We start from the raw sequence: 19,989 nt of genomic DNA on the forward strand, positions 1-19,989 counted from the left end.
AAAGCTATTACTACTTTTTTATCTAAAAGCATCTTTTGTATAAATGATATTATAGTTATTATTTTTTGTATTAAAATAAATCTCTAAAACGTCAAATCTTATAAAAAAATTTTTATAATTATTACTTAATAGAAAATATTTTGTTAATTTTTTTATGTTTTGAATTTTTTTATAAGTTATAGATTCTATAGCACTTCCATAATTTTTATTATATCTACTTTTAACTTCCACAAAACATAATATATCATATTTTTTGCAGATTATATCTATTTCACCAAATCTATTTGAATAGTTTTTGCAAATTATATTATAACCATTTTTAATTAAATATTCTTTTGCAATATTTTCACCATAATATCCTATTTTTTTATTAAAAGATTTCATATTAAAACACCTCAGTTATGTATTATTGACATGTTAGATTAAATTTATTAAATAAAACTTTGATTAAAATCTTTTTTGTTGTTAATAATCATCTATGAGGTGATTAAAATGGCAATAAATATAAATAGTGCAACTAATATTGGAATAAATAGTTATGTTATAAATGTTGAAGTTGATATATCAAAGGGGATTCCTAGTTTTTCCATAGTTGGTCTTGCTGATGCTGCTGTAAGAGAAGCTAAAGAAAGAGTTAGAGCTTCTATAATAAATTCTGGATTTGAATTTCCTCTTGGTAGAATAGTTATAAATTTAGCGCCAGCTGATATGAGAAAGGTTGGTACACTTTTAGACTTACCTATAGCTATAGGTATATTAATGGAATCTAATCAATTACCAAAAAAGGACTTAAAAGAACATTTGTTAATTGGAGAATTATCTTTAAATGGAGAACTTAAAAGGAGTAAGGGAATAATTTCTATTTTACTTCAAGGATTAGATGATAACATAAGTAAATTTTTAATTCCTGAAGAAAATTTAAATGAAGTTTTAGAGGTAAGAAAAGGTAAAGTATACTTAATTAAGAATTTAAAAGAAGCAATAAATTATATAAATTATGAGGATATTTTGCCAGTTGATTATGGTGATTATAAGGAAGAAAAAGAAATAGAAAAATTTTTAGATTTTAGTTGTATAATTGGACAACAATCTTCAAAAAGAGCACTAGAAATTGCAGCTTCTGGAAGACATAATATAGCTTTATTTGGTAATCCAGGAAGTGGAAAAACAATGCTTGCAAAAGCATTAAACTCTATATTACCTCCTCTTACAGAAGAGGAAAAAATAGAGGTAGCTAAAATATATTCTATATTTGGAATGATAGATAAATATAAAAGTATAAATATACCATTTAGGCAACCTCATAACACTATAAGTAAAACTGCATTAATTGGTGGAGGAAAAGAAGTTAAACCTGGAGAGATTACTTTAGCTCATAATGGTGTTTTATACTTAGATGAAATTTTAGAGTTCAAGAGAGAAGTTTTAGAAGTTTTAAGAATTCCATTAGAAGAAAAAGTAATCAGAATAGATAGATTAAGTGATAGGATAGAAATGCCAAGCAACTTCCAACTTATAGCTTCTTATAATCCTTGTCCTTGTGGTAGAAAGTCTATATTAGGACATAATGATAAGTGTGAATGCAGCGAGTATGAAGTTAGAAGATATCAAAAAAGGTTATCAAAACCATTAAAAGATAGAATTGATATATTTAATTATGTTCCTTTAATTAATTTAGATGAATTTAATAAAGGAAAAATATCAGAAAATAGTAAACAAATTAGGGAGAGAGTTATTAAATCAAGAGAACTTCAAAATAAGAGATTAAAAAATACAAAATATAAATTCAATTCAGATATACAAGGAAAGGATATATTTGAATTGTGTAAGATAAATAAAAATGCAAAAAAAATACTAGAAGATTATTTTAGAATAAATACTCCTTCACTTAGAGGGTATGGGAAGGTAGTAAAAGTAGCACAAACCATTGCAGATATAGAGTTAGAAGAAGAAATAAAAAGTGAACATATTATAGAAGCAATAAATTATAGGAAGGATATAAATGGTGAGTTTATTTAAAGAGAGGTAGACAAATGGAAAAATATATATTATGGTTAATGTTAATGGAATGTACGAATCTTCAAAAAATTAAACTTATAAAAAAATATAAAGATGAGAAGATGATTTTTCTTCATTTTGATGAAATAAAAAGTGAAATTCCATTTAGTAATAAAAAATTTACAAATTATGATAAATATAAAGAATTAAATAAAACTGAGAAGCTAATTGAAAACTTAAAATTGCTTAATATAAGGTTTATTTCATTTAATGATAGTAATTATCCTGAAAGTCTAAAAAATATAAAGGAACCACCTTACATAATTTTTTATAAAGGGAATATAAATTTATTAAATGAAGAAATAGTTGCTATAGTTGGGGCTAGAAAAAATACTTCATATGGAGAAATGTCAACTAGACTAATAGCTAAAGATCTGTCTAAAAACAATGTATGTATAGTTAGTGGAGGAGCACTTGGGGTAGATAAAATAGCTCATGATGAATGTTTAAAAAATGATGGAAAAACTATTGCTGTTTTAGGTTGTGGACTAGATATATGTTACCCTTTAAGCAATAAAGAATTATTAAAAAGAATAGAAGAAAACGGTTTAATAATATCGGAGTTTTTGCCAGGAACAAAACCTAATGCATATAATTTCCCAAGAAGGAACAGAATAATAAGTGGATTAGCAAAAGGGGTAATTATAACCGAGGCTAATAAAAAAAGCGGTTCATTAATAACAGCTAGTTGCGCATTAGATCAAGGAAAAGATATTTTAGTTGTTCCTCATGATATATTTTCAGACAGGGGATTAGGATGTAATCTTCTAATAAAAGATGGTGCTTATATATATACTTGCTTAGATGATATATATACTATATTTAAAATAGAAAAGAAGATAGAAAAAACTATAGCTAATTCTAGCAATATATTAAGCATGATTAAGAATGAACCTGTACATATTGATGACATATTTGTAAAATCACAGGTTGACAGAAATACTTTATATGGTTTATTATTTGAACTGCAAATTAAAAATGAAATATTAAGTTTACCTGGAAATTATTATGTAAGAATAACTTGAATCTAAGGGGGTGAAGACTCCAATAAAAATTGGAGTTAATTATGGGCCAAAAATTAGTAATAGTAGAATCACCAGCGAAGGCTAAAACAATAGGAAAATACTTAGGAAAAAATTATATTGTTGAAGCTTCTATGGGGCATGTTAGAGATTTACCTAAAAGTAAGTTAGGTGTTGATATAGATGATGATTTTGAACCTAAATATATTACAATAAGAGGAAAAGGAGATTTACTTAAATCTTTAAGGAAGGCTGCAAAGAAAGCAGATAAAATATATTTAGCTACTGACCCTGATAGAGAAGGAGAGGCAATCTCTTGGCATTTAGCTAATCTTTTAAAGATAGATGATTCCGAGGAATGCAGAATAGTATTTAATGAAATAACTAAATCAGCAGTTAAAAGCTCTATAAAAAATGCAAGAAAAATAAATCAAGATTTAGTGGATGCACAACAAGCAAGAAGAATATTAGATAGATTAGTTGGTTATGAAATTAGTCCAATTTTATGGAAAAATGTAAAGTGGGGATTAAGTGCTGGAAGAGTTCAATCAGCTGCTCTTAAATTAATTTGTGAAAGAGAAGAAGAAATCAAAAGGTTTAAAGCAGAAGAATATTGGACGGTTGATTGCTTTCTTAAAAAGGGAAGAAAAAAATTCCCAATAAAGCTTTCAACTTATAAAAATAAGAAAATTGAATTGAAAAATGAAAAGGATTCTAATAAAGTAATAGAAGAATTAAATAAAGATGAATTTTTAGTTGCTTCAATAAAAAAGGGAAGTAAACTTAAAAATCCTTTAGCACCTTTTACTACAAGTACACTTCAACAAGAAGCTAGTAAAAAATTGAATTTTATGACAAAGAAAACTATGTCAGTAGCTCAGGTTTTATATGAAGGTGTAGAAGTTAAAGGATACGGAACAGTTGGTCTTATAACTTATATGAGAACAGATTCTGTTAGAATATCAAAAGAAGCGCAAGAAAGTGCTAAAAGCTTTATTTTAAATAATTATGGAGAGAAGTATTTACCTGAAGAAACAAGAGTTTATAAAGGAAAGAAAAATATCCAGGATGCTCATGAAGCTATAAGACCTACAAATATAGATATAACTCCTGAGGTAGCAAAAGCAAATTTATCACCTGAACAATATAAACTTTATACTTTAATTTGGAAGAGATTTGTTTCCTCTCAAATGGCATCTTGTATTTTAAATACAAATTCTATAGATATTTTAAATGGTGATTACAAGTTTAAGGCTACAGGATCAACAATAAATTTTGATGGATTTATGAAAATTTATGAATATGCTATAAATGAAGAAGATGATACATCTCTTCCAGAACTTGAAGAGGGAGAAGTGTTATCAGCAGCAAATATTGAAGGAAAACAACATTTTACTCAACCACCTGCAAGATATACAGAAGCATCTTTTGTAAAGTTGCTTGAGGAAAAGGGGATTGGTAGACCTAGTACTTACGTTCCTACAATTTCAACATTATTAAGTAGAGATTATGTAAATAGGGAAAAGAAAAATTTAATACCAACAGAATTAGGCTTTATAGTTAATAATATAATATGTGAATATTTTAAACAAATAGCTGATGTGGACTTTACTGCTAGTATGGAAAAAAATCTAGATAGTATAGAAGAAGGAAAAATTAAATGGAAATCTGTAGTTAGAGAATTTTTTGAACCACTTAAAAAATCACTTGATAAAGCTGAAAAAGAAATGGCAAAGGTCGTTATAGAAGATGAAGTTAGTGATGTGCAATGTGATAAATGCGGAAGAATGATGGTTATTAAAAAAGGAAGATATGGAAAGTTTTTAGCTTGTCCAGGATATCCAGAATGTAAAAATGCTAAACCAATAGTAGAAGAAATAGATGCACCTTGTCCAAAATGTGGAGGAAAAGTTTTAGCAAAGAGAAGTAAAAAAGGTAAGAAGTTTTTTGGATGCTCTAGATATCCAGATTGCGATTTTGTAAGTTGGAATGAACCAGTCAAAGAAAAATGTTCAGAATGTGGATCTTATATGGTGAAAAAATATTCTAAAAAATCTGGAGATTATATAGAATGTTCAAATCCAGAATGCAAACATAAAGAGGAACTAAAAATTAACAAAGAAGAAATTAAAGAAGATTAAACTAAAATAATATAAAAGCTTTGTCAAAAAAATTAGAATGATATTGAAATAGATAACTTGGTGTGATAAACTGTATTAGTATTACGGATTTGTTAAAAAATTAAAACAATTTTAAATATTCTAACAAATGACAATATGAATCTGAAATAGTTAGATATCAAGGAGGATTTTTAATGTCATCACTACTTAATAAAGCGAGAAAATTAAATAAAATACTGCAAAAGTCAGGAACTGAAGCAGTAGCATTTGAAGACATATGTGAACTTTTAAGTGATGTTTTAGCTTGTAATGTTTATATTGTTAGCAAAAGAGGAAAAGTTATTGGTCATAGTTTTGCAACTAGCTTTGAATGTGAAATAATGAAAGAGAAAGTTATAGAAGAAAAAAAGTTTCCAAATGATTATAATGAAAAGTTATTAAAGGTTTCAGAAACTTTAGCTAATTTACCAAACAAAGGTGAATGTGTCTTTGATGGAATAGGAATGTGCACTATGTCAGACAAGCTATCAACTATAGTACCTATTATAGGAAATAGAGAGAGGTTAGGCACATTACTTCTAGCAAGATTTGGAGAAGTATTTACAGATGATGATCTTGTTTTATGTGAATATAGTGCAACGATAGTAGGAATGGAAATGTTAAGAGCTAAACAAGAAGAACTAGCAGAAGAAACAAGAAAGAAAGCTGTAGTTCAATTAGCTATAGGAACATTATCATATTCAGAATTAGAGGCTGTAGAACATATATTTAATGAGTTAGGTGGAAATGAAGGATTACTTGTAGCATCAAAAATAGCTGATAAAGTTGGAATAACTAGAAGCGTTATAGTAAATGCTTTAAGAAAGTTTGAGAGTGCTGGAGTAATTGAGTCAAGATCATTAGGTATGAAGGGAACTCATATAAGAATATTAAATGATAAATTACTTGATGAATTAAAAAAGATAAAGTAGTCAATAATACGAGTAACATTGAATTTTAGTTACTCGTATTATTTTATATAAAAATATAAAAAAAAATAAATTTATGTTGATAGAAAAATTACCTTATGATATACTATCTAAGGTAATAAAAATACACACATTATCGAAATTATGATATAGGTGCCTTTATTTAAGGTTTATTGTAATTATATCGATAGTGGAGGGAAAAACCAGGAGGTAACAATATGTCAGTTATATCAATGAAACAATTATTAGAAGCTGGTGTACATTTTGGACACCAAACTAGAAGATGGAACCCTAAAATGGCTCCTTACATCTTCACAGAAAGAAATGGAATCTATATTATAGATCTTCAAAAAACAGTTAAAAAGGCAGAAGAAGCTTATAACTTCTTAAGAGAAGTTTCAGAAGAAGGAAAAGAAGTACTTTTTGTTGGGACTAAGAAGCAAGCTCAAGAAGCTATTCAAGAAGAAGCTGTAAGATCAAACATGCACTTCGTAAACAACAGATGGTTAGGTGGAATGTTAACAAACTTCAAGACTATCAAAACTAGAATCAAGAGATTAGAAGATTTAGAAAGAATGCAAGAAGATGGAACATTTGATGTTCTTCCTAAGAAAGAAGTTATAAAATTAAAAGGCGAAATGGAAAAGCTTGAAAAGAACCTTGGCGGTATCAAGAATTTAGATTCAAAGAATATCGGAGCTATGTTCGTAGTTGACCCAAGAAAAGAAAAGAATGCTATTTCAGAAGCTAAAATATTAGGAATTCCAGTTGTAGCTATCGTAGATACAAACTGTGATCCAGAAGAAGTTGATTACGTAATTCCAGGAAATGATGATGCTATAAGAGCTGTAAAATTAATCGCAGCTAAAATGGCTGATGCTATAATCGAAGGAAGACAAGGTGAACAAATAGCTGAATAATATAGATGCTAAATAAAAGGTAGGTGAGGGTAACTTCATTTACCTTTTACCCTAGATGATAAGGGTTACTTTTAAAATTTAAGGAGGAATTATAATGATTACTGCAAAGTCAGTTAAAGAATTAAGAGATAAAACTGGTGCAGGTATGATGGACTGCAAAAAAGCTTTAACAGAAACTAATGGAGATATAGAAAAAGCTATCGAAGTATTAAGAGAAAAAGGATTAGCTGCTGCTGCTAAGAAAGCTGGAAGAATAGCTGCAGAAGGTATAGTTAAAACTTTTGTAACTGAAGATAAAAAGAAAGCTTCAATAGTAGAAGTTAACTGTGAAACAGATTTCGTTGCTGCTAACGAAGATTTCATAGCATTTGCTGAAAATGTTGCTAAATTAGTAGTTGAAAGCAATGCTACAACAGTAGAAGAATTATTAAACGAAAAAATGGGAGATGCTACAGTTCAAGAAACTCTTACTGCTTTAGTTGCTAAGCTTGGAGAAAATATGACAGTAAGAAGATTTGAAAGATTAGCATTAGAAAATGGTGCAATCGAAAGCTATATTCACGGTGGCGGAAGAATTGGTGTTTTAGTTGAAGTTTCAACTGAAGGAAATCAAGAAGTAGCTTCAGAAGTAGCTAAAGAAGTATGTATGCAAGTAGCTGCTGCTAACCCTCTATTCTTAAACAGAGATTCAGTAGATCAAGAATCATTAGAAAAAGAAAAAGAAATCTACAGAGTTCAAGCTTTAAATGAAGGAAAGCCAGAAAAAATCGTTGAAAAAATGGTTATGGGAAGAATTCAAAAATACTTCAAAGAAGTTTGTTTAGTTGACCAAGTATGGGTTAAAGATGGAGATAAGACAATAGCTAAGTTATTAGAAGAAAAGTCAAAAGAAGCAGGTGCTCCAATGACTATAACAAAGTTTGTTAGATTTGAAAGAGGCGAAGGAATCGAAAAGAAAGAAGAAAACTTTGCTGAAGAAGTTGCAAAACAAATGGGTAAATAGTGACCTACAAAAGAGAACACCTTGTGTTCTCTTTTTTTGAAAATCAACATATGAATATTTGGAGGGATTTAAATGGCAGATTGTAAATATAATAGAGTAATACTAAAATTATCTGGTGAGGCTCTTGCTGGAACTAATGGTTTTGGATTAGATTTTAATGTAGCGAAAAGAATAGCATTAGAAATAAAAGAATTAGTTAATTCAGGAGTAGAAGTTGGATGTGTAGTTGGAGGCGGAAACATCTGGAGAGGTAGAAGCGGCGAAGGTATGGATAGAACTACTGCTGACTATATGGGTATGATGGCTACTTGTATAAATGCTTTAGCTCTTCAAGATTCACTTGAGCAAGTTGGAGTAGATACTAGAGTATTAACTGCAATAGAAATGAAAGAAATAGCTGAACCTTTTATAAGAAGAAGAGCTATGAGACATTTAGAAAAAGGTAGAGTTGTTATATTTGCAGCTGGAACAGGAAATCCATATTTCTCAACTGATACTACAGCAGCTCTTAGAGCGGCTGAAATAGAAGCAGACGTAATTCTTCTAGCTAAAAAAGTAGATGGTGTTTACGACAAAGACCCTCATAAGTATTCAGATGCTAAAAAATATGATAAACTATCATATATAGAAGTTTTAGAACAAGGATTACAAGTTATGGATTCAACAGCGACTTCTTTATGCATGGATAATGAAATTCCTATATTAGTATTTGGTTTAGATGAACCAGGAAATATTCAAAAAGCAATTACAGGTGAAGAAATAGGTACATTAGTTTCAAAATAAAAAAAGGAGGATATTTATGACTAAGGCGATTTTCAAAACACTAGAAGAAAAAATGCAAAAAACAATAAATGTTTTACAAAGTGATTTATCAACAATGAAAGCAGGTAGAGCTAATCCTACAATGCTTGACAGAATTCAAGTTGAATATTATGGAAGTATGTGTCCTTTAAATCAAGTAGCTAACATATCTGCTCCAGAACCAAGAGTTCTTCAAATAACTCCTTGGGAATCAACTCTTTTAAAAGATATAGAAAAGGCTATTCTTACTTCAGATTTAGGTCTTAATCCTTCAAATGATGGTGCTGTTATAAGATTAATAATACCAGAATTAACAGAAGAAACTAGAAAAAATCTAGTTAAAAACGTAAAAAAAGCTGGAGAAGACGCTAAGATAGCATTAAGATCAATTAGAAGAGATTCAAATGATAAGATAAAGGCTCTTAAGAAAGATGGAGAGCTTACAGAAGACGAAATGAAAAAAGCTGAAGATAATATTCAAAAATCTACTGATAAATTTGTTAAGGAAATAGATAAGTTAATAGAAGCAAAAGAAAAAGAGATAATGTCAATCTAATTTAAACAAAAAACCTGCTCTTTAGCAGGTTTTTTACATAAATAAAGGTGGGGAGGAAACTCATGCTTAATTTTTTTAAAGGGGAAAAAGAAAATATAGATAATAACATAAATATTGATATGGGTAATATTCCTGAACATATTGCTATAATAATGGATGGTAATGGAAGATGGGCTAAAAAGAGAAAATTACCAAGAACTATGGGTCATAAAGCTGGTGTTGAAACTATCCGTAGAGTATTAAAAGAAGCAGATAGACTTGGGGTAAAGTATATGACTTTATACGCATTTTCAACTGAGAATTGGAAAAGACCAAAAGATGAAGTAAATGCACTTATGAAATTATTAATACAATATTTAAAACAAGAAATTAATGAGCTACATAAAAACGGCGTTAAAATAAATGTTTTAGGAGATATATCTAGACTTCCTATAGAATGTCAAAAAGAAATAAAATCATCAGTTGAAAAGACGGAAAATAATACAGGAATAACTATGAATATAGCTTTAAATTATGGTGGAAGAGATGAAATAATAAGAGCTACAAAATTAATTGTAGAAGATGTTTTAAATGGGAATATTAATTTAGAAGATATAAATGATGGGATTTTTGAAAAACATTTATATACAAAAGATATACCTGACCCGGATATTATAATAAGACCTTCTGGGGAACAAAGATTAAGCAATTTTCTTCTTTGGCAGTGTGCTTATTCTGAATTTTGGTATTCAGATATTTGCTGGCCTGATTTTAAAGAGGAAGATTTAAGAAGAGCCATTTATGATTTTCAAAATAGAGATAGAAGATTTGGTGGAATAAAATAATAAATAAGGAGGTTTTTTAGTGAAATCAAATAGCAGATATCTTGGTGCTTTAATGATTGCTCCGTTTATTATATTTGTATTTTTAGGTGGAATTTGGCTAGAATTATTTACTTTAATAATTTCTGCAATTGGTATGCATGAATTTTATAGTGCTTTAAAGAAAAAAGATTTTAATCCTATATCAATAATAGGATATTTAATGCTTTTATTATTTTATGCATTAAATAATAACTTTCAGTATCTAACATATTTAGTTGTATTTTCAACATTTATACTTTTGATAATTCCTGTTGTTAATTTAAAATATACTTTTATAGATGTTTCATTAACATTGCTAGGATTTATGTATGTTGGAATTTTATTTAGTTTTTTACATTTAGTAAATATAAAGTATGGTGGTGAATTCCTTGTTTGGCTTATATTTATAGGCTCATGGATGACTGATACTGCAGCTTATTATTCAGGAAAGTTTTTTGGAAAACATAAATTATGTCCTAAAGTTAGTCCTAAAAAAACAATAGAAGGATCTATTGGAGGGATAATAGGAGCAACATTATTTTGTGGTTTATTTGGAATAGTTGTATCAAAATATATTTATATAATGCCAATTTATAATTATTTTATAATAGGTATTTTATGTGGAGTATTTAGTCAATTTGGAGATTTAGTTGCATCTTCAATAAAAAGATATGTTGGAATAAAAGATTATAGTAATTTAATACCAGGACATGGAGGTATATTAGATAGATTTGATAGCATATTATTTTCAGGACTTGTAGTATTTTATTATTTAACATTTATAGTATGTATATAAAGAGAGCTCTAATTTAAATTAGAGCTCTCTTTTTTAAATTCTAAGAGTTTTTTTTTTGCATATAAATAAAAACAAAGGGGGAGGGTTATGGAATTAAAAAGAGAACATAAGAAGGTTATAGAAGCTATTTTATTATTATTTTTCATTGTTTTTTTTGTGTTTTTTATAAAAATGTATTTTACTCCTTTTTTATGGATATGCATAACATTGTTACTGTCAAATCCCATATATAATTTATTGTTAAAGTTTAAAATTAGTAATAAATTATCAGCTCTTTTAAGTTTGCTTTTACTAAATTTAACATTAGCATTAACTTTATATTACTTAGGTAGAAATATATTTGAATTATTAATGGATATTTATAGAGAAAACATAAATATAATGAATTATTTAATATTAGAATTTAATGATTTTTTGGAAAATGTATTTGGAAATGTAAATATAAGCAATGAAGCGTTAAAACTAATTAGTCCTGATTTTATAACAAAAGGTGCTATAAATACAGGTGAAGGGATAGTTAGTTATTTTATAGGAAATATTTGTACTTTTTTTATACTTGTAGACAAAAAAAAGATAATAAATTATATATTTAAAGCTGTTCCAAATAATACTTTAGAAAGAATTGATAATAGCAGAAAAAATATAAAAAAAATAATAGTTGTTCAATCTGTTCTTGTAATTACATCTACTATTATAACTATAATAGGATTTAAAATATTAGGAATTAAGGAGTCTATAATTCTTGGAATAATATGCGGTATATTAGATTTACTTCCATATGTGGGAACAATAATTGTATTTATACCAATAATAATATACAATATTATTATAAAAAATTACCTAATATCTTTTGGATTGATATGCCTTTATATATTAATACAAATTTTAAGAGAACTTTTAGAAATGAAATTATTAAGTAATAAATTAAATATGCATCCTTTAATAATGTTTATTTCTGTTTATATAGGAATAAAAGTATTTGGTATAATAGGTATAATAATAGGTCCTATATATAGTATTATGGTAAAAGATATATTTTGTAATAGCTAAATTAAATATGGAGGAAAAGATATGAAAAACATTTCGATATTAGGAGCAACAGGTTCAATAGGAACACAAACTTTAGATGTAATTAGAAAATCTAATAATATAAATTTAATTGGAATTACAGCAAATACTTCAGTAGATAAGGTAAAAGATATAATTGATGAATTTAATCCCAAATATGTAGGAATGATGGATAAAAAATCAAAATATGAAATAGAAAAGTATGTTAAGGAAAAAAAGTTAGCTATAAACGTATTTGAAGGTATAGAAGGATTAAATAAAATAGCATCCTTAGATGAAATAGATACAGTTGTAACATCAGTAGTTGGAATGATAGGCTTAGAACCAACTATTAATGCTATTAGAAGTAAAAAAGATATAGCTCTTGCTAATAAAGAAACTTTAGTTGTAGCAGGTGAGCTTGTTATGAAAGAAGCTAAAAAGTATGGTGTTAAAATTTTACCAGTAGACTCAGAACATAGTGCAATATTTCAAAGTCTTAGAGGAAATTCTATTAAAGAATTAAAAAAAATAATTCTTACTGCATCAGGAGGTCCATTTAGAGGTAAAAAGATTGAGGACTTAAAAAATATATCATTAGAAGAGGCCTTAAATCACCCTAATTGGAGTATGGGCAGAAAAATAACAATAGACTCATCAACTCTAATGAATAAAGGACTTGAAGTTATTGAAGCACATTGGTTATTTAATTGTGAATATGATAATATACAAGTTTTAGTACATCCACAAAGCATAATACATTCAATGGTGGAATATAAAGACAATAGTATAATAGCACAATTAGGATCAGCAGATATGAGGCTTCCTATTCAGTATGCGCTTAATTATCCAAGTAGAGAAAAATCTATTGCAAATGGAATAAATTTTTATGAAATAGCAAATCTTACATTTGAAAAGCCTGATATAGATACATTTAAATGTTTAAAATTAGCTTTTCAAGCTGGAAAGCATGGAAAATTAATGCCTACAATATTAAATGGAGCAAATGAAGAGGCAGTAGACTTGTATTTGAATAAAAAAATAAAATATCTTCAAATAGGAGATATAATAGAACACTGTATGGAGTATTTTAAGAAAGAAGGGGAAGGAGAAGTAACTTTAGAAAATGTTATTTCTCTAGATAAAAAAGTAAAGGAATATGTAAGGAAAAAATATAGCTAGGAGGAAATTAAATGTATATACTATATGCTATAATAGCATTTGGATTACTTATAATAGTTCACGAGTTTGGTCATTTTATCCTTGCCAAAATAAATGGGGTTAAGGTTGAAGAATTTTCAATAGGTATGGGACCTAAGATTTTTTCTGTAAATGGAAAAGAAACTAAGTATTCTTTAGGGTTATTACCTATAGGCGGTTATGTAAAAATGCTAGGGGAAGAAGAAGAAGTTAAAGATGAAAGAAGTTTTTCATCAAAATCTCCTTTAAGAAGAATTACTATTATATTAGCAGGAGCTATAATGAATTTAATACTGGCTATTGTTATATTTACTACAATTATTAGTAACTTTGGATATGCTTCTACAAAAGTTTACAAAGTTGCAGAAAATAGTCCAGCAGCAAAGGCTGGTATACAGTCAGGAGATAAATTTATAAAAGTTGATGGAGATAAAGTTCATTATTCAGATGATGTAACTTTTGCTATAGCTTTATCTAAAGGTAAGCCTTTAGATTTAGAGATTGAAAGAAATGGAGAACTTTTAAATTTAAAAGTTAAACCAGAATATAATAAGGAAGAAAAAAGAGATATGTTAGGATTTTACTTTGAAAAAATAAAAAATCCTACTATAATAGAAAGCATAAAAGCTGGTTTATATAAAACAGTGTCTGTTGTAGATCAAACTTTTAATGGACTTAAGATGATATTTACTGGGGAAGCTAATCTTAAGACTGATGTTGGTGGCCCTGTTACTATCATAAAATTATCAGGTGCAGCAGCAAAGGCTGGTATATGGAATTTATTAAACTTAACTGCATTTATCAGTGTAAATCTTGCAGTATTTAATTTATTACCACTTCCTGCGCTAGATGGTGGATGGACAGTAATTCTTTTAATTGAATTAATAACAAAAAGAAAGGTTCCAGATAAAGTTGTTGGAGCGTTAAATTTTGTTGGATTTGCATTTCTTATGGGGTTAATGCTTTTAGTAACTGTAAAAGATATACTGTTCCCAATAAATTTATAGGAGAATAAAAAATGAAAAGAAAATTAACTAGAGTAGTAAATATAAAAGATTTGAAAATAGGTGGGAATAATCCTGTTATAATACAATCAATGACTAATACTGATACAAGAGATGTAAAAAGTACACTAGAACAAATAAATAAATTAGTAAGTGCTGGATGTCAAATGGTAAGATGTGCTGTTCCTGACATGGAAGCTTGTGAAGCACTTAAAGAAATTACAGAAAAATCACCAGTTCCAATAGTAGCAGATATTCATTTTGATTATAGACTAGCACTTAAAGCAATTGAGAATGGAGTTTCAAAACTTAGAATAAATCCAGGAAATATAGGTGATTACGAGAGAATAAGAGCTGTTGTTTCTAAAGCCAAAGAAAATGGAATTCCTATAAGAATAGGAGTAAATTCAGGATCTTTAGAAAAAGATATATTACAAAGAGATGGAAAGCCAACTGCTAAAGGATTAGTTGAAAGTGCATTAAGACATGTTAAAATATTAGAAGATTTAAATTTTTATGATATAGTAGTATCAATTAAATCATCAAATGTTCCTATGATGATAGAAAGTTATAGATTAATGAGTGATAAATGTAATTATCCATTACACTTAGGTGTTACAGAATCAGGCACTACATTTAAAGGAACTATAAAGTCAAGTATAGGAATAGGAACATTACTTGCAGAAGGAATAGGAAGTACTATAAGAGTTTCATTAACATCTGATCCAATTGAAGAAATAAAAGTAGCAAAAGAAATATTGAGAGATTTAGAATATACAAAGGAAGGAATAGAACTTATTTCATGTCCTACTTGTGGAAGAACAGAAATAAACCTTATAGGTATAGCTGAAGAAGTTGAAAGACGATTAGAAGGAATAAATAAGAATATTAAAATTGCAGTAATGGGTTGTGTTGTTAATGGACCTGGAGAAGCTAGAGAAGCAGATATTGGAATAGCTGGTGGAAAGGGAGTTGGAATAATATTCAAAAAAGGTGAAATAGTAAAAAAAGTAAAAGAAGAGAATTTAGTTGATGAACTTATAAACGAGATAAAATCTTTATAAGGTTTATAAATTTAAATTATCCCCCAAAATTATAATTGTTTTGGGGGTAATATTTTGAAAAAGTAATTAAGGAAAGGAGGAAATCCTTTGAGTGAAGAGTTTATAAAAAATATTAATAAAGAAATTAAGAAAAATGATACTTTAGAAGAAAAAGAAATAAAATTAAGTAGATTTCAATTTTATAAAAAAAGTAATATATTAAAAGTTGTAATAAAATCAAAACATGATTTATCAAATAGAGAAGAAGATTGGATTAAAGGATTAATAACAAAAAACTTAGGAATAAATATTAATATAGAGCTTTTAATATATAAAGATGTGGATGATGCTACAGCTTATGAAATAATAAAAAAATATTGGTCGGATGTAGTTTTAGATATAGTTAAAAAAAATCCATTATCTAAAAACGTCCTTTATTCAAAAAATAAAGAAGTAGTAGATAATAACACTATAATTATAAGGTATGGTAGTGAAGCTATTATAAATCATCTAAAGAAAAAAGATATAGAAAAAAAAGTATCTTACCAAATACGTGATATATTTGGTAAAAAAATAAGATTAGAGTTGATATATGATAGTTCTTTAGAAGATGAAAACTATGAAGAAAATAAAGCTAAAGAAAATAAAAAAATAGTTGATGATGTTCTTCAAGGAAGAATAGTTCAAAAAAGTGAAGTTCCTAAGGAAAGTAAAAAAGAAAAGAAAGAACATCAAAAGAAACAACAAAATGAAGGTTATCAAAAGTTTAAAAAAGAGCCTAAAGGTGAAAATACGATTCTTGGAAGAAATATAAGCCAAGAAGCTATAAATATAAGCGAAATTGATGAGACTTCTGGATATGTTGCAATTATAGGTGAAGTATTTAAAACAGAAATAATAGAAACAAGAACTGGAAAAATGATATTAACATTTTTTATAACTGATTATACAAGTTCAATTACAGTTAAATGTTTTTTAAGAGATAAGGATAAAGAAGAAGTTTTAGATAATGTAAAGAAGGGGCTTTACTGTAAAGTAAGAGGAGAAGCTATATATGATACATATGCAAGAGAAGTTGTAATAATGGGTAGAGATATAGTAAAAATGAAGAAAATAGAAAGAATGGATGGTTCAGAGGAAAAGAGAGTAGAATTACATCTTCATACTAATATGAGTACTATGGATGGAATGGTATCAGCAAGCAAAATGATAGAGAGAGCTTCTAAGTGGGGGCATGAGGCTATTGCTATAACAGATCATGGAGTTGTTCAGGCTTTTCCAGATGCTCAAAGTGCTTCTAAAAAATTTGGAGTTAAAGTTATATATGGAGTTGAAGGATATTTGGTTAATGATGGAATTCCTTTAGCTATAGGTGAAAATGGGGAATCTTTAGATGATTCTTATGTAGTATTTGATTTAGAAACTACAGGTTTTTCACCTAAAAATGATAAAATAATAGAAATAGGCGCTGTAAAAATCAGAGAAGGAAAAATAATTGATAGATTTAGTGAGTTTGTAAATCCAGAAAGAAATATACCATATAAAATAACTGAACTTACAGGAATTTCAGATAGTATGGTAGCTGAAGCAGAAACAATAGATACATTATTGCCTAAATTTTTGAAATTTTGTGAAGGAAGTGTATTAGTTGCACATAATGCAGCTTTTGATACTGGATTTATTAAATACAACTGTAGAAATAAATCACTTAAATTTTCTTTTACTATATTAGATACAGTTCCTCTTGCTAGATTTTTATATCCAGAATTAAAGAAGGTTAAGCTTAATATAGTTGCTAAACATTTAGGCATATCTTTAGAGAATCATCATAGAGCAGTAGATGATGCTGAAGCAACAGCGCAAATATTATTAAAATGTTTTGAAAAATTAAAAGAAGAAAAAGAGATATATGATTTAAAAAGTTTAAATAATCAGTTTTTATCTCATATTGATATAAAAAAGCAACCTACTAATCACATAATAATATTAGCTAAAACTCAAGAAGGACTTAAAAATTTATATAAATTAGTGTCTGAAGCACATCTAGATAACTTTTTTAAAAATGCTAGAACCAAAAAATCTAGACTTCAAGAAATGAGAGAAGGACTTATAATTGGTTCAGCTTGTGAAGCGGGTGAAGTATATAGGGCTATTTTAGATGGTAAAAGTGATGAGGAAATTATTGAAATATGTAGATTTTATGATTATCTAGAAATACAACCAATTGCAAATAATAATTTCTTAATTCAAAAAGGGAATGTAAATGATGAAGAAGAATTAAGAGATATTAATAAGAAAATATATAATATAGGTAAAAAGTTAAATAAATTAGTTGTAGCGACTGGAGATGTTCATTTTTTAGATCCACAGGATGAGGCGTTTAGAAGAATTATAATGGCTGGTAAGGGATTTAAAGATGCTGATAATCAACCTCCTCTTTATTTAAAAACAACGGACGAGATGCTTAAAGAATTTTCTTACTTAGGTGAAGAAGAAGCAAAAGAAGTTGTTATTTTAAATCCTAAGAAAATAGCATCTGAAGTTGAAAATATAAAGCCAATACCAGAAGAAACTTTTCCCCCTAAAATAGAAGGGGCAGAAGATGAAATAAGAAATATGGTTAATAATAAAGTTCATAGTATATATGGTGAAAATTTACCAGATGTAATACAAAAAAGATTAGATAAAGAACTTAATTCAATAATAAATAACGGTTATGCAGTTCTTTACCTTATAGCACAAAAACTTGTTGCAAAATCTTTAGAAGATGGATATTTAGTTGGATCTAGAGGATCTGTTGGATCTTCTTTTGTTGCAACAATGTCTGATATTACTGAAGTTAACGGATTACCACCACATTATGTTTGTCCAAATTGTAAAAAATCTGAGTTTTTCTTAGATGGATCTATAAGTTCAGGAGCTGATTTGCCTGAAAAAAATTGTCCAAATTGTGGAACCCCTTATAAAAGGGATGGGCATGATATTCCATTTGAAACATTTTTAGGTTTTGAAGGAGATAAAGAGCCTGATATAGATTTAAATTTCTCAGGAGAATATCAGGGAGTAGTTCATAAATATTGTGAAGTTTTATTTGGAAAGGGTTATGTTTTTAAAGCTGGAACAATAGGTACAGTGGCAGAAAAAACTGCTTATGGATATGTAAGAAAATATTTAGATGAAAGAGGAATAAGAGCAACTAGTGCTGAAATTGAAAGATTAACAATAGGATGTACTGGTATAAAGAGAACTACTGGTCAGCACCCTGGTGGTATTATGGTTGTACCTAGCGATAATGAAATATATAATTTTTGTCCAATTCAACATCCTGCAGATGATAATGATACAGATATAATAACAACACATTTTGATTATCATTCAATAAGTGGTAGGCTTTTAAAGCTTGATATATTAGGTCATGATGATCCGACAGTTCTTAGAATGTTACAAGATTTAACTGGGCTTGATCCTAAAACTATTCCTTTAAATGATGAAAAAGTTCTTAGTTTATTTACTAAACCAGATGCTCTTGGAGTTACCAAAGAAGAGTTAAAATGTGAAGTTGGAAGTTATGGATTGCCGGAGTTTGGTACAAAATTTGTAAGACAAATGCTTGTTGATACCCAGCCAAAATCATTTGCAGATTTAGTTAGAATATCAGGGCTTTCACATGGTACAGATGTTTGGCTTAATAATGCTCAATATTTTATTAAAGAAGGATATACAACTTTAAAAGATTGTATAGCAACAAGAGATGATATTATGGTTTACTTAATGTACCAAGGTGTTCCACCAAAGGCCTCATTTACCATAATGGAAAAGGTAAGAAAAGGAAAAGGGCTAACTGAGGATGATGAAAAATTAATGAGAGAAAACAATGTACCAGATTGGTATATAGAATCTTGCAAAAGAATAAAATATATGTTCCCAAAAGGACACGCTGTTGCATATGTTATGATGGCTGTAAGAATAGCTTATTATAAAGTTTATTATCCTGAAGCTTACTATGCTACATATTTTACAGTAAGAGCTGATGATTTTGATGCTGACCTTATATGTAAAGGTGAAGGAGCAATTGATGATAAACTACAAGAATTATATAACTTAGGGAATGCAGTTACAGCAAAAGATAAGGGAATGATAACATCTTTAGAAATGGCATTTGAAATGTATAAAAGAGGATTTAAATTTTTAAGAGTAGATTTATATAAATCAGAAGCAACTAAGTTCATAATAGAAAAAGATGGATTAAGACCTCCTATAAATGCACTTCAGGGAGTTGGAGATAATGCAGCAAAAGCTATAGTTGAGGCTAGAAAAGATGGAGAATTTATATCAAAAGAAGATTTAAGACTTAGAGCAAAAATAACAAAAACTGCTGTAGAAACATTAGATAATCATGGATGCTTAGAAGGAATGTCTGAAACTAACCAGTTATCTTTATTTTAAAAATTCATTATATTGACAATTTATTTAAAGATACTTGAAAAAAGATAGCTTATATGATAAACTTTATATGAAGAAGATTATTACTAATAGCTAGATTAAAGGAGTGGGAAGTAATTACCCGCTCTTTCTGTTTAGAACGCAACTTAATAATAGGTTGCGTTTT

General features: G+C 28.1%; 16 protein-coding genes. 15 read left to right on the forward strand and 1 reads right to left on the reverse strand.

Annotated elements, in window-relative coordinates:
- Window positions 1-18: 18 nt before the first annotated feature.
- A complete protein-coding gene (locus tag Q4E08_RS00635; protein ID WP_303127071.1) occupies window positions 19-384 on the reverse strand; it encodes a YraN family protein in 366 nt (121 codons plus the stop codon).
- A gap of 108 nt (window positions 385-492) precedes the next feature.
- Here Q4E08_RS00635 and Q4E08_RS00640 point away from each other — a divergent pair, with 108 nt between their 5' ends.
- From Q4E08_RS00640 to Q4E08_RS00710, 15 genes are all read left to right on the forward strand, one after another.
- Window positions 493-2,019, forward strand: coding sequence for a YifB family Mg chelatase-like AAA ATPase (locus tag Q4E08_RS00640; RefSeq protein WP_303127073.1), 1,527 nt, complete (start codon window positions 493-495; stop codon window positions 2,017-2,019).
- Between the two features lie 14 nt (window positions 2,020-2,033).
- Window positions 2,034-3,083 (forward strand): DNA-processing protein DprA, encoded by a 1,050-nt coding sequence (gene dprA, locus Q4E08_RS00645; protein ID WP_303127075.1) that lies wholly within the window; start codon window positions 2,034-2,036, stop codon window positions 3,081-3,083.
- 41 nt (window positions 3,084-3,124) lie between these two features.
- The gene (topA, locus tag Q4E08_RS00650) at window positions 3,125-5,221 is read left to right on the forward strand and encodes a type I DNA topoisomerase (RefSeq protein WP_303127077.1); all 2,097 of its coding nucleotides are present in this window, start codon (window positions 3,125-3,127) and stop codon (window positions 5,219-5,221) included.
- 173 nt (window positions 5,222-5,394) lie between these two features.
- Window positions 5,395-6,171, forward strand: coding sequence for a GTP-sensing pleiotropic transcriptional regulator CodY (codY, locus tag Q4E08_RS00655; RefSeq protein ID WP_303127079.1), 777 nt, complete (start codon window positions 5,395-5,397; stop codon window positions 6,169-6,171).
- Between the two features lie 215 nt (window positions 6,172-6,386).
- Complete coding sequence (gene rpsB, locus Q4E08_RS00660) at window positions 6,387-7,088, forward strand: 30S ribosomal protein S2 (RefSeq protein WP_303127081.1); 702 nt, start codon at window positions 6,387-6,389, stop codon at window positions 7,086-7,088.
- Between the two features lie 94 nt (window positions 7,089-7,182).
- Window positions 7,183-8,091 (forward strand): translation elongation factor Ts, encoded by a 909-nt coding sequence (tsf, locus tag Q4E08_RS00665; protein ID WP_303127083.1) that lies wholly within the window; start codon window positions 7,183-7,185, stop codon window positions 8,089-8,091.
- 72 nt (window positions 8,092-8,163) lie between these two features.
- The gene (gene pyrH, locus Q4E08_RS00670; RefSeq protein WP_303127085.1) at window positions 8,164-8,874 is read left to right on the forward strand and encodes a UMP kinase; all 711 of its coding nucleotides are present in this window, start codon (window positions 8,164-8,166) and stop codon (window positions 8,872-8,874) included.
- A 16-nt stretch (window positions 8,875-8,890) separates the two neighbouring features.
- Window positions 8,891-9,448, forward strand: coding sequence for a ribosome recycling factor (gene frr / locus Q4E08_RS00675; protein WP_303127087.1), 558 nt, complete (start codon window positions 8,891-8,893; stop codon window positions 9,446-9,448).
- Between the two features lie 62 nt (window positions 9,449-9,510).
- The gene (locus tag Q4E08_RS00680) at window positions 9,511-10,272 is read left to right on the forward strand and encodes an isoprenyl transferase (RefSeq protein WP_303127089.1); all 762 of its coding nucleotides are present in this window, start codon (window positions 9,511-9,513) and stop codon (window positions 10,270-10,272) included.
- A gap of 19 nt (window positions 10,273-10,291) precedes the next feature.
- On the forward strand, window positions 10,292-11,086 hold the full coding sequence (locus Q4E08_RS00685; protein WP_303127091.1) for a phosphatidate cytidylyltransferase: 795 nt from the start codon (window positions 10,292-10,294) through the stop codon (window positions 11,084-11,086).
- An 87-nt stretch (window positions 11,087-11,173) separates the two neighbouring features.
- On the forward strand, window positions 11,174-12,136 hold the full coding sequence (locus Q4E08_RS00690) for an AI-2E family transporter (protein WP_303127093.1): 963 nt from the start codon (window positions 11,174-11,176) through the stop codon (window positions 12,134-12,136).
- A gap of 21 nt (window positions 12,137-12,157) precedes the next feature.
- Window positions 12,158-13,315: a 1-deoxy-D-xylulose-5-phosphate reductoisomerase gene (dxr, locus tag Q4E08_RS00695; RefSeq protein WP_303127095.1), complete on the forward strand. Its 1,158-nt coding sequence runs from the start codon at window positions 12,158-12,160 to the stop codon at window positions 13,313-13,315.
- Between the two features lie 11 nt (window positions 13,316-13,326).
- On the forward strand, window positions 13,327-14,340 hold the full coding sequence (rseP, locus tag Q4E08_RS00700; protein ID WP_303127097.1) for an RIP metalloprotease RseP: 1,014 nt from the start codon (window positions 13,327-13,329) through the stop codon (window positions 14,338-14,340).
- An 11-nt stretch (window positions 14,341-14,351) separates the two neighbouring features.
- The gene (ispG, locus tag Q4E08_RS00705) at window positions 14,352-15,401 is read left to right on the forward strand and encodes a flavodoxin-dependent (E)-4-hydroxy-3-methylbut-2-enyl-diphosphate synthase (RefSeq protein WP_303127099.1); all 1,050 of its coding nucleotides are present in this window, start codon (window positions 14,352-14,354) and stop codon (window positions 15,399-15,401) included.
- A gap of 87 nt (window positions 15,402-15,488) precedes the next feature.
- Entirely contained in the window at window positions 15,489-19,826 is a 4,338-nt protein-coding gene (locus tag Q4E08_RS00710) for a PolC-type DNA polymerase III (protein ID WP_303127101.1), read from the forward strand.
- Window positions 19,827-19,989 lie beyond the last annotated feature (163 nt).

The organism is Clostridium sp., assembly GCF_030532265.1.
Taxonomy (GTDB): domain Bacteria; phylum Bacillota; class Clostridia; order Clostridiales; family Clostridiaceae; genus Clostridium.

Excerpts from the sequence above, each read along its gene's own strand:
- Q4E08_RS00635 (WP_303127071.1), bottom strand. The coding sequence starts at position 384 with ATGAAATCTTTTAATAAAAAAATAGGATATTATGGTGAAAATATTGCA.
- Q4E08_RS00640 (WP_303127073.1), top strand. The coding sequence starts at position 493 with ATGGCAATAAATATAAATAGTGCAACTAATATTGGAATAAATAGTTAT.
- dprA (WP_303127075.1), top strand. The coding sequence starts at position 2,034 with ATGGAAAAATATATATTATGGTTAATGTTAATGGAATGTACGAATCTT.
- topA (WP_303127077.1), top strand. The coding sequence starts at position 3,125 with ATGGGCCAAAAATTAGTAATAGTAGAATCACCAGCGAAGGCTAAAACA.
- codY (WP_303127079.1), top strand. The coding sequence starts at position 5,395 with ATGTCATCACTACTTAATAAAGCGAGAAAATTAAATAAAATACTGCAA.
- rpsB (WP_303127081.1), top strand. The coding sequence starts at position 6,387 with ATGTCAGTTATATCAATGAAACAATTATTAGAAGCTGGTGTACATTTT.
- tsf (WP_303127083.1), top strand. The coding sequence starts at position 7,183 with ATGATTACTGCAAAGTCAGTTAAAGAATTAAGAGATAAAACTGGTGCA.
- pyrH (WP_303127085.1), top strand. The coding sequence starts at position 8,164 with ATGGCAGATTGTAAATATAATAGAGTAATACTAAAATTATCTGGTGAG.
- frr (WP_303127087.1), top strand. The coding sequence starts at position 8,891 with ATGACTAAGGCGATTTTCAAAACACTAGAAGAAAAAATGCAAAAAACA.
- Q4E08_RS00680 (WP_303127089.1), top strand. The coding sequence starts at position 9,511 with ATGCTTAATTTTTTTAAAGGGGAAAAAGAAAATATAGATAATAACATA.
- Q4E08_RS00690 (WP_303127093.1), top strand. The coding sequence starts at position 11,174 with ATGGAATTAAAAAGAGAACATAAGAAGGTTATAGAAGCTATTTTATTA.
- dxr (WP_303127095.1), top strand. The coding sequence starts at position 12,158 with ATGAAAAACATTTCGATATTAGGAGCAACAGGTTCAATAGGAACACAA.
- rseP (WP_303127097.1), top strand. The coding sequence starts at position 13,327 with ATGTATATACTATATGCTATAATAGCATTTGGATTACTTATAATAGTT.
- ispG (WP_303127099.1), top strand. The coding sequence starts at position 14,352 with ATGAAAAGAAAATTAACTAGAGTAGTAAATATAAAAGATTTGAAAATA.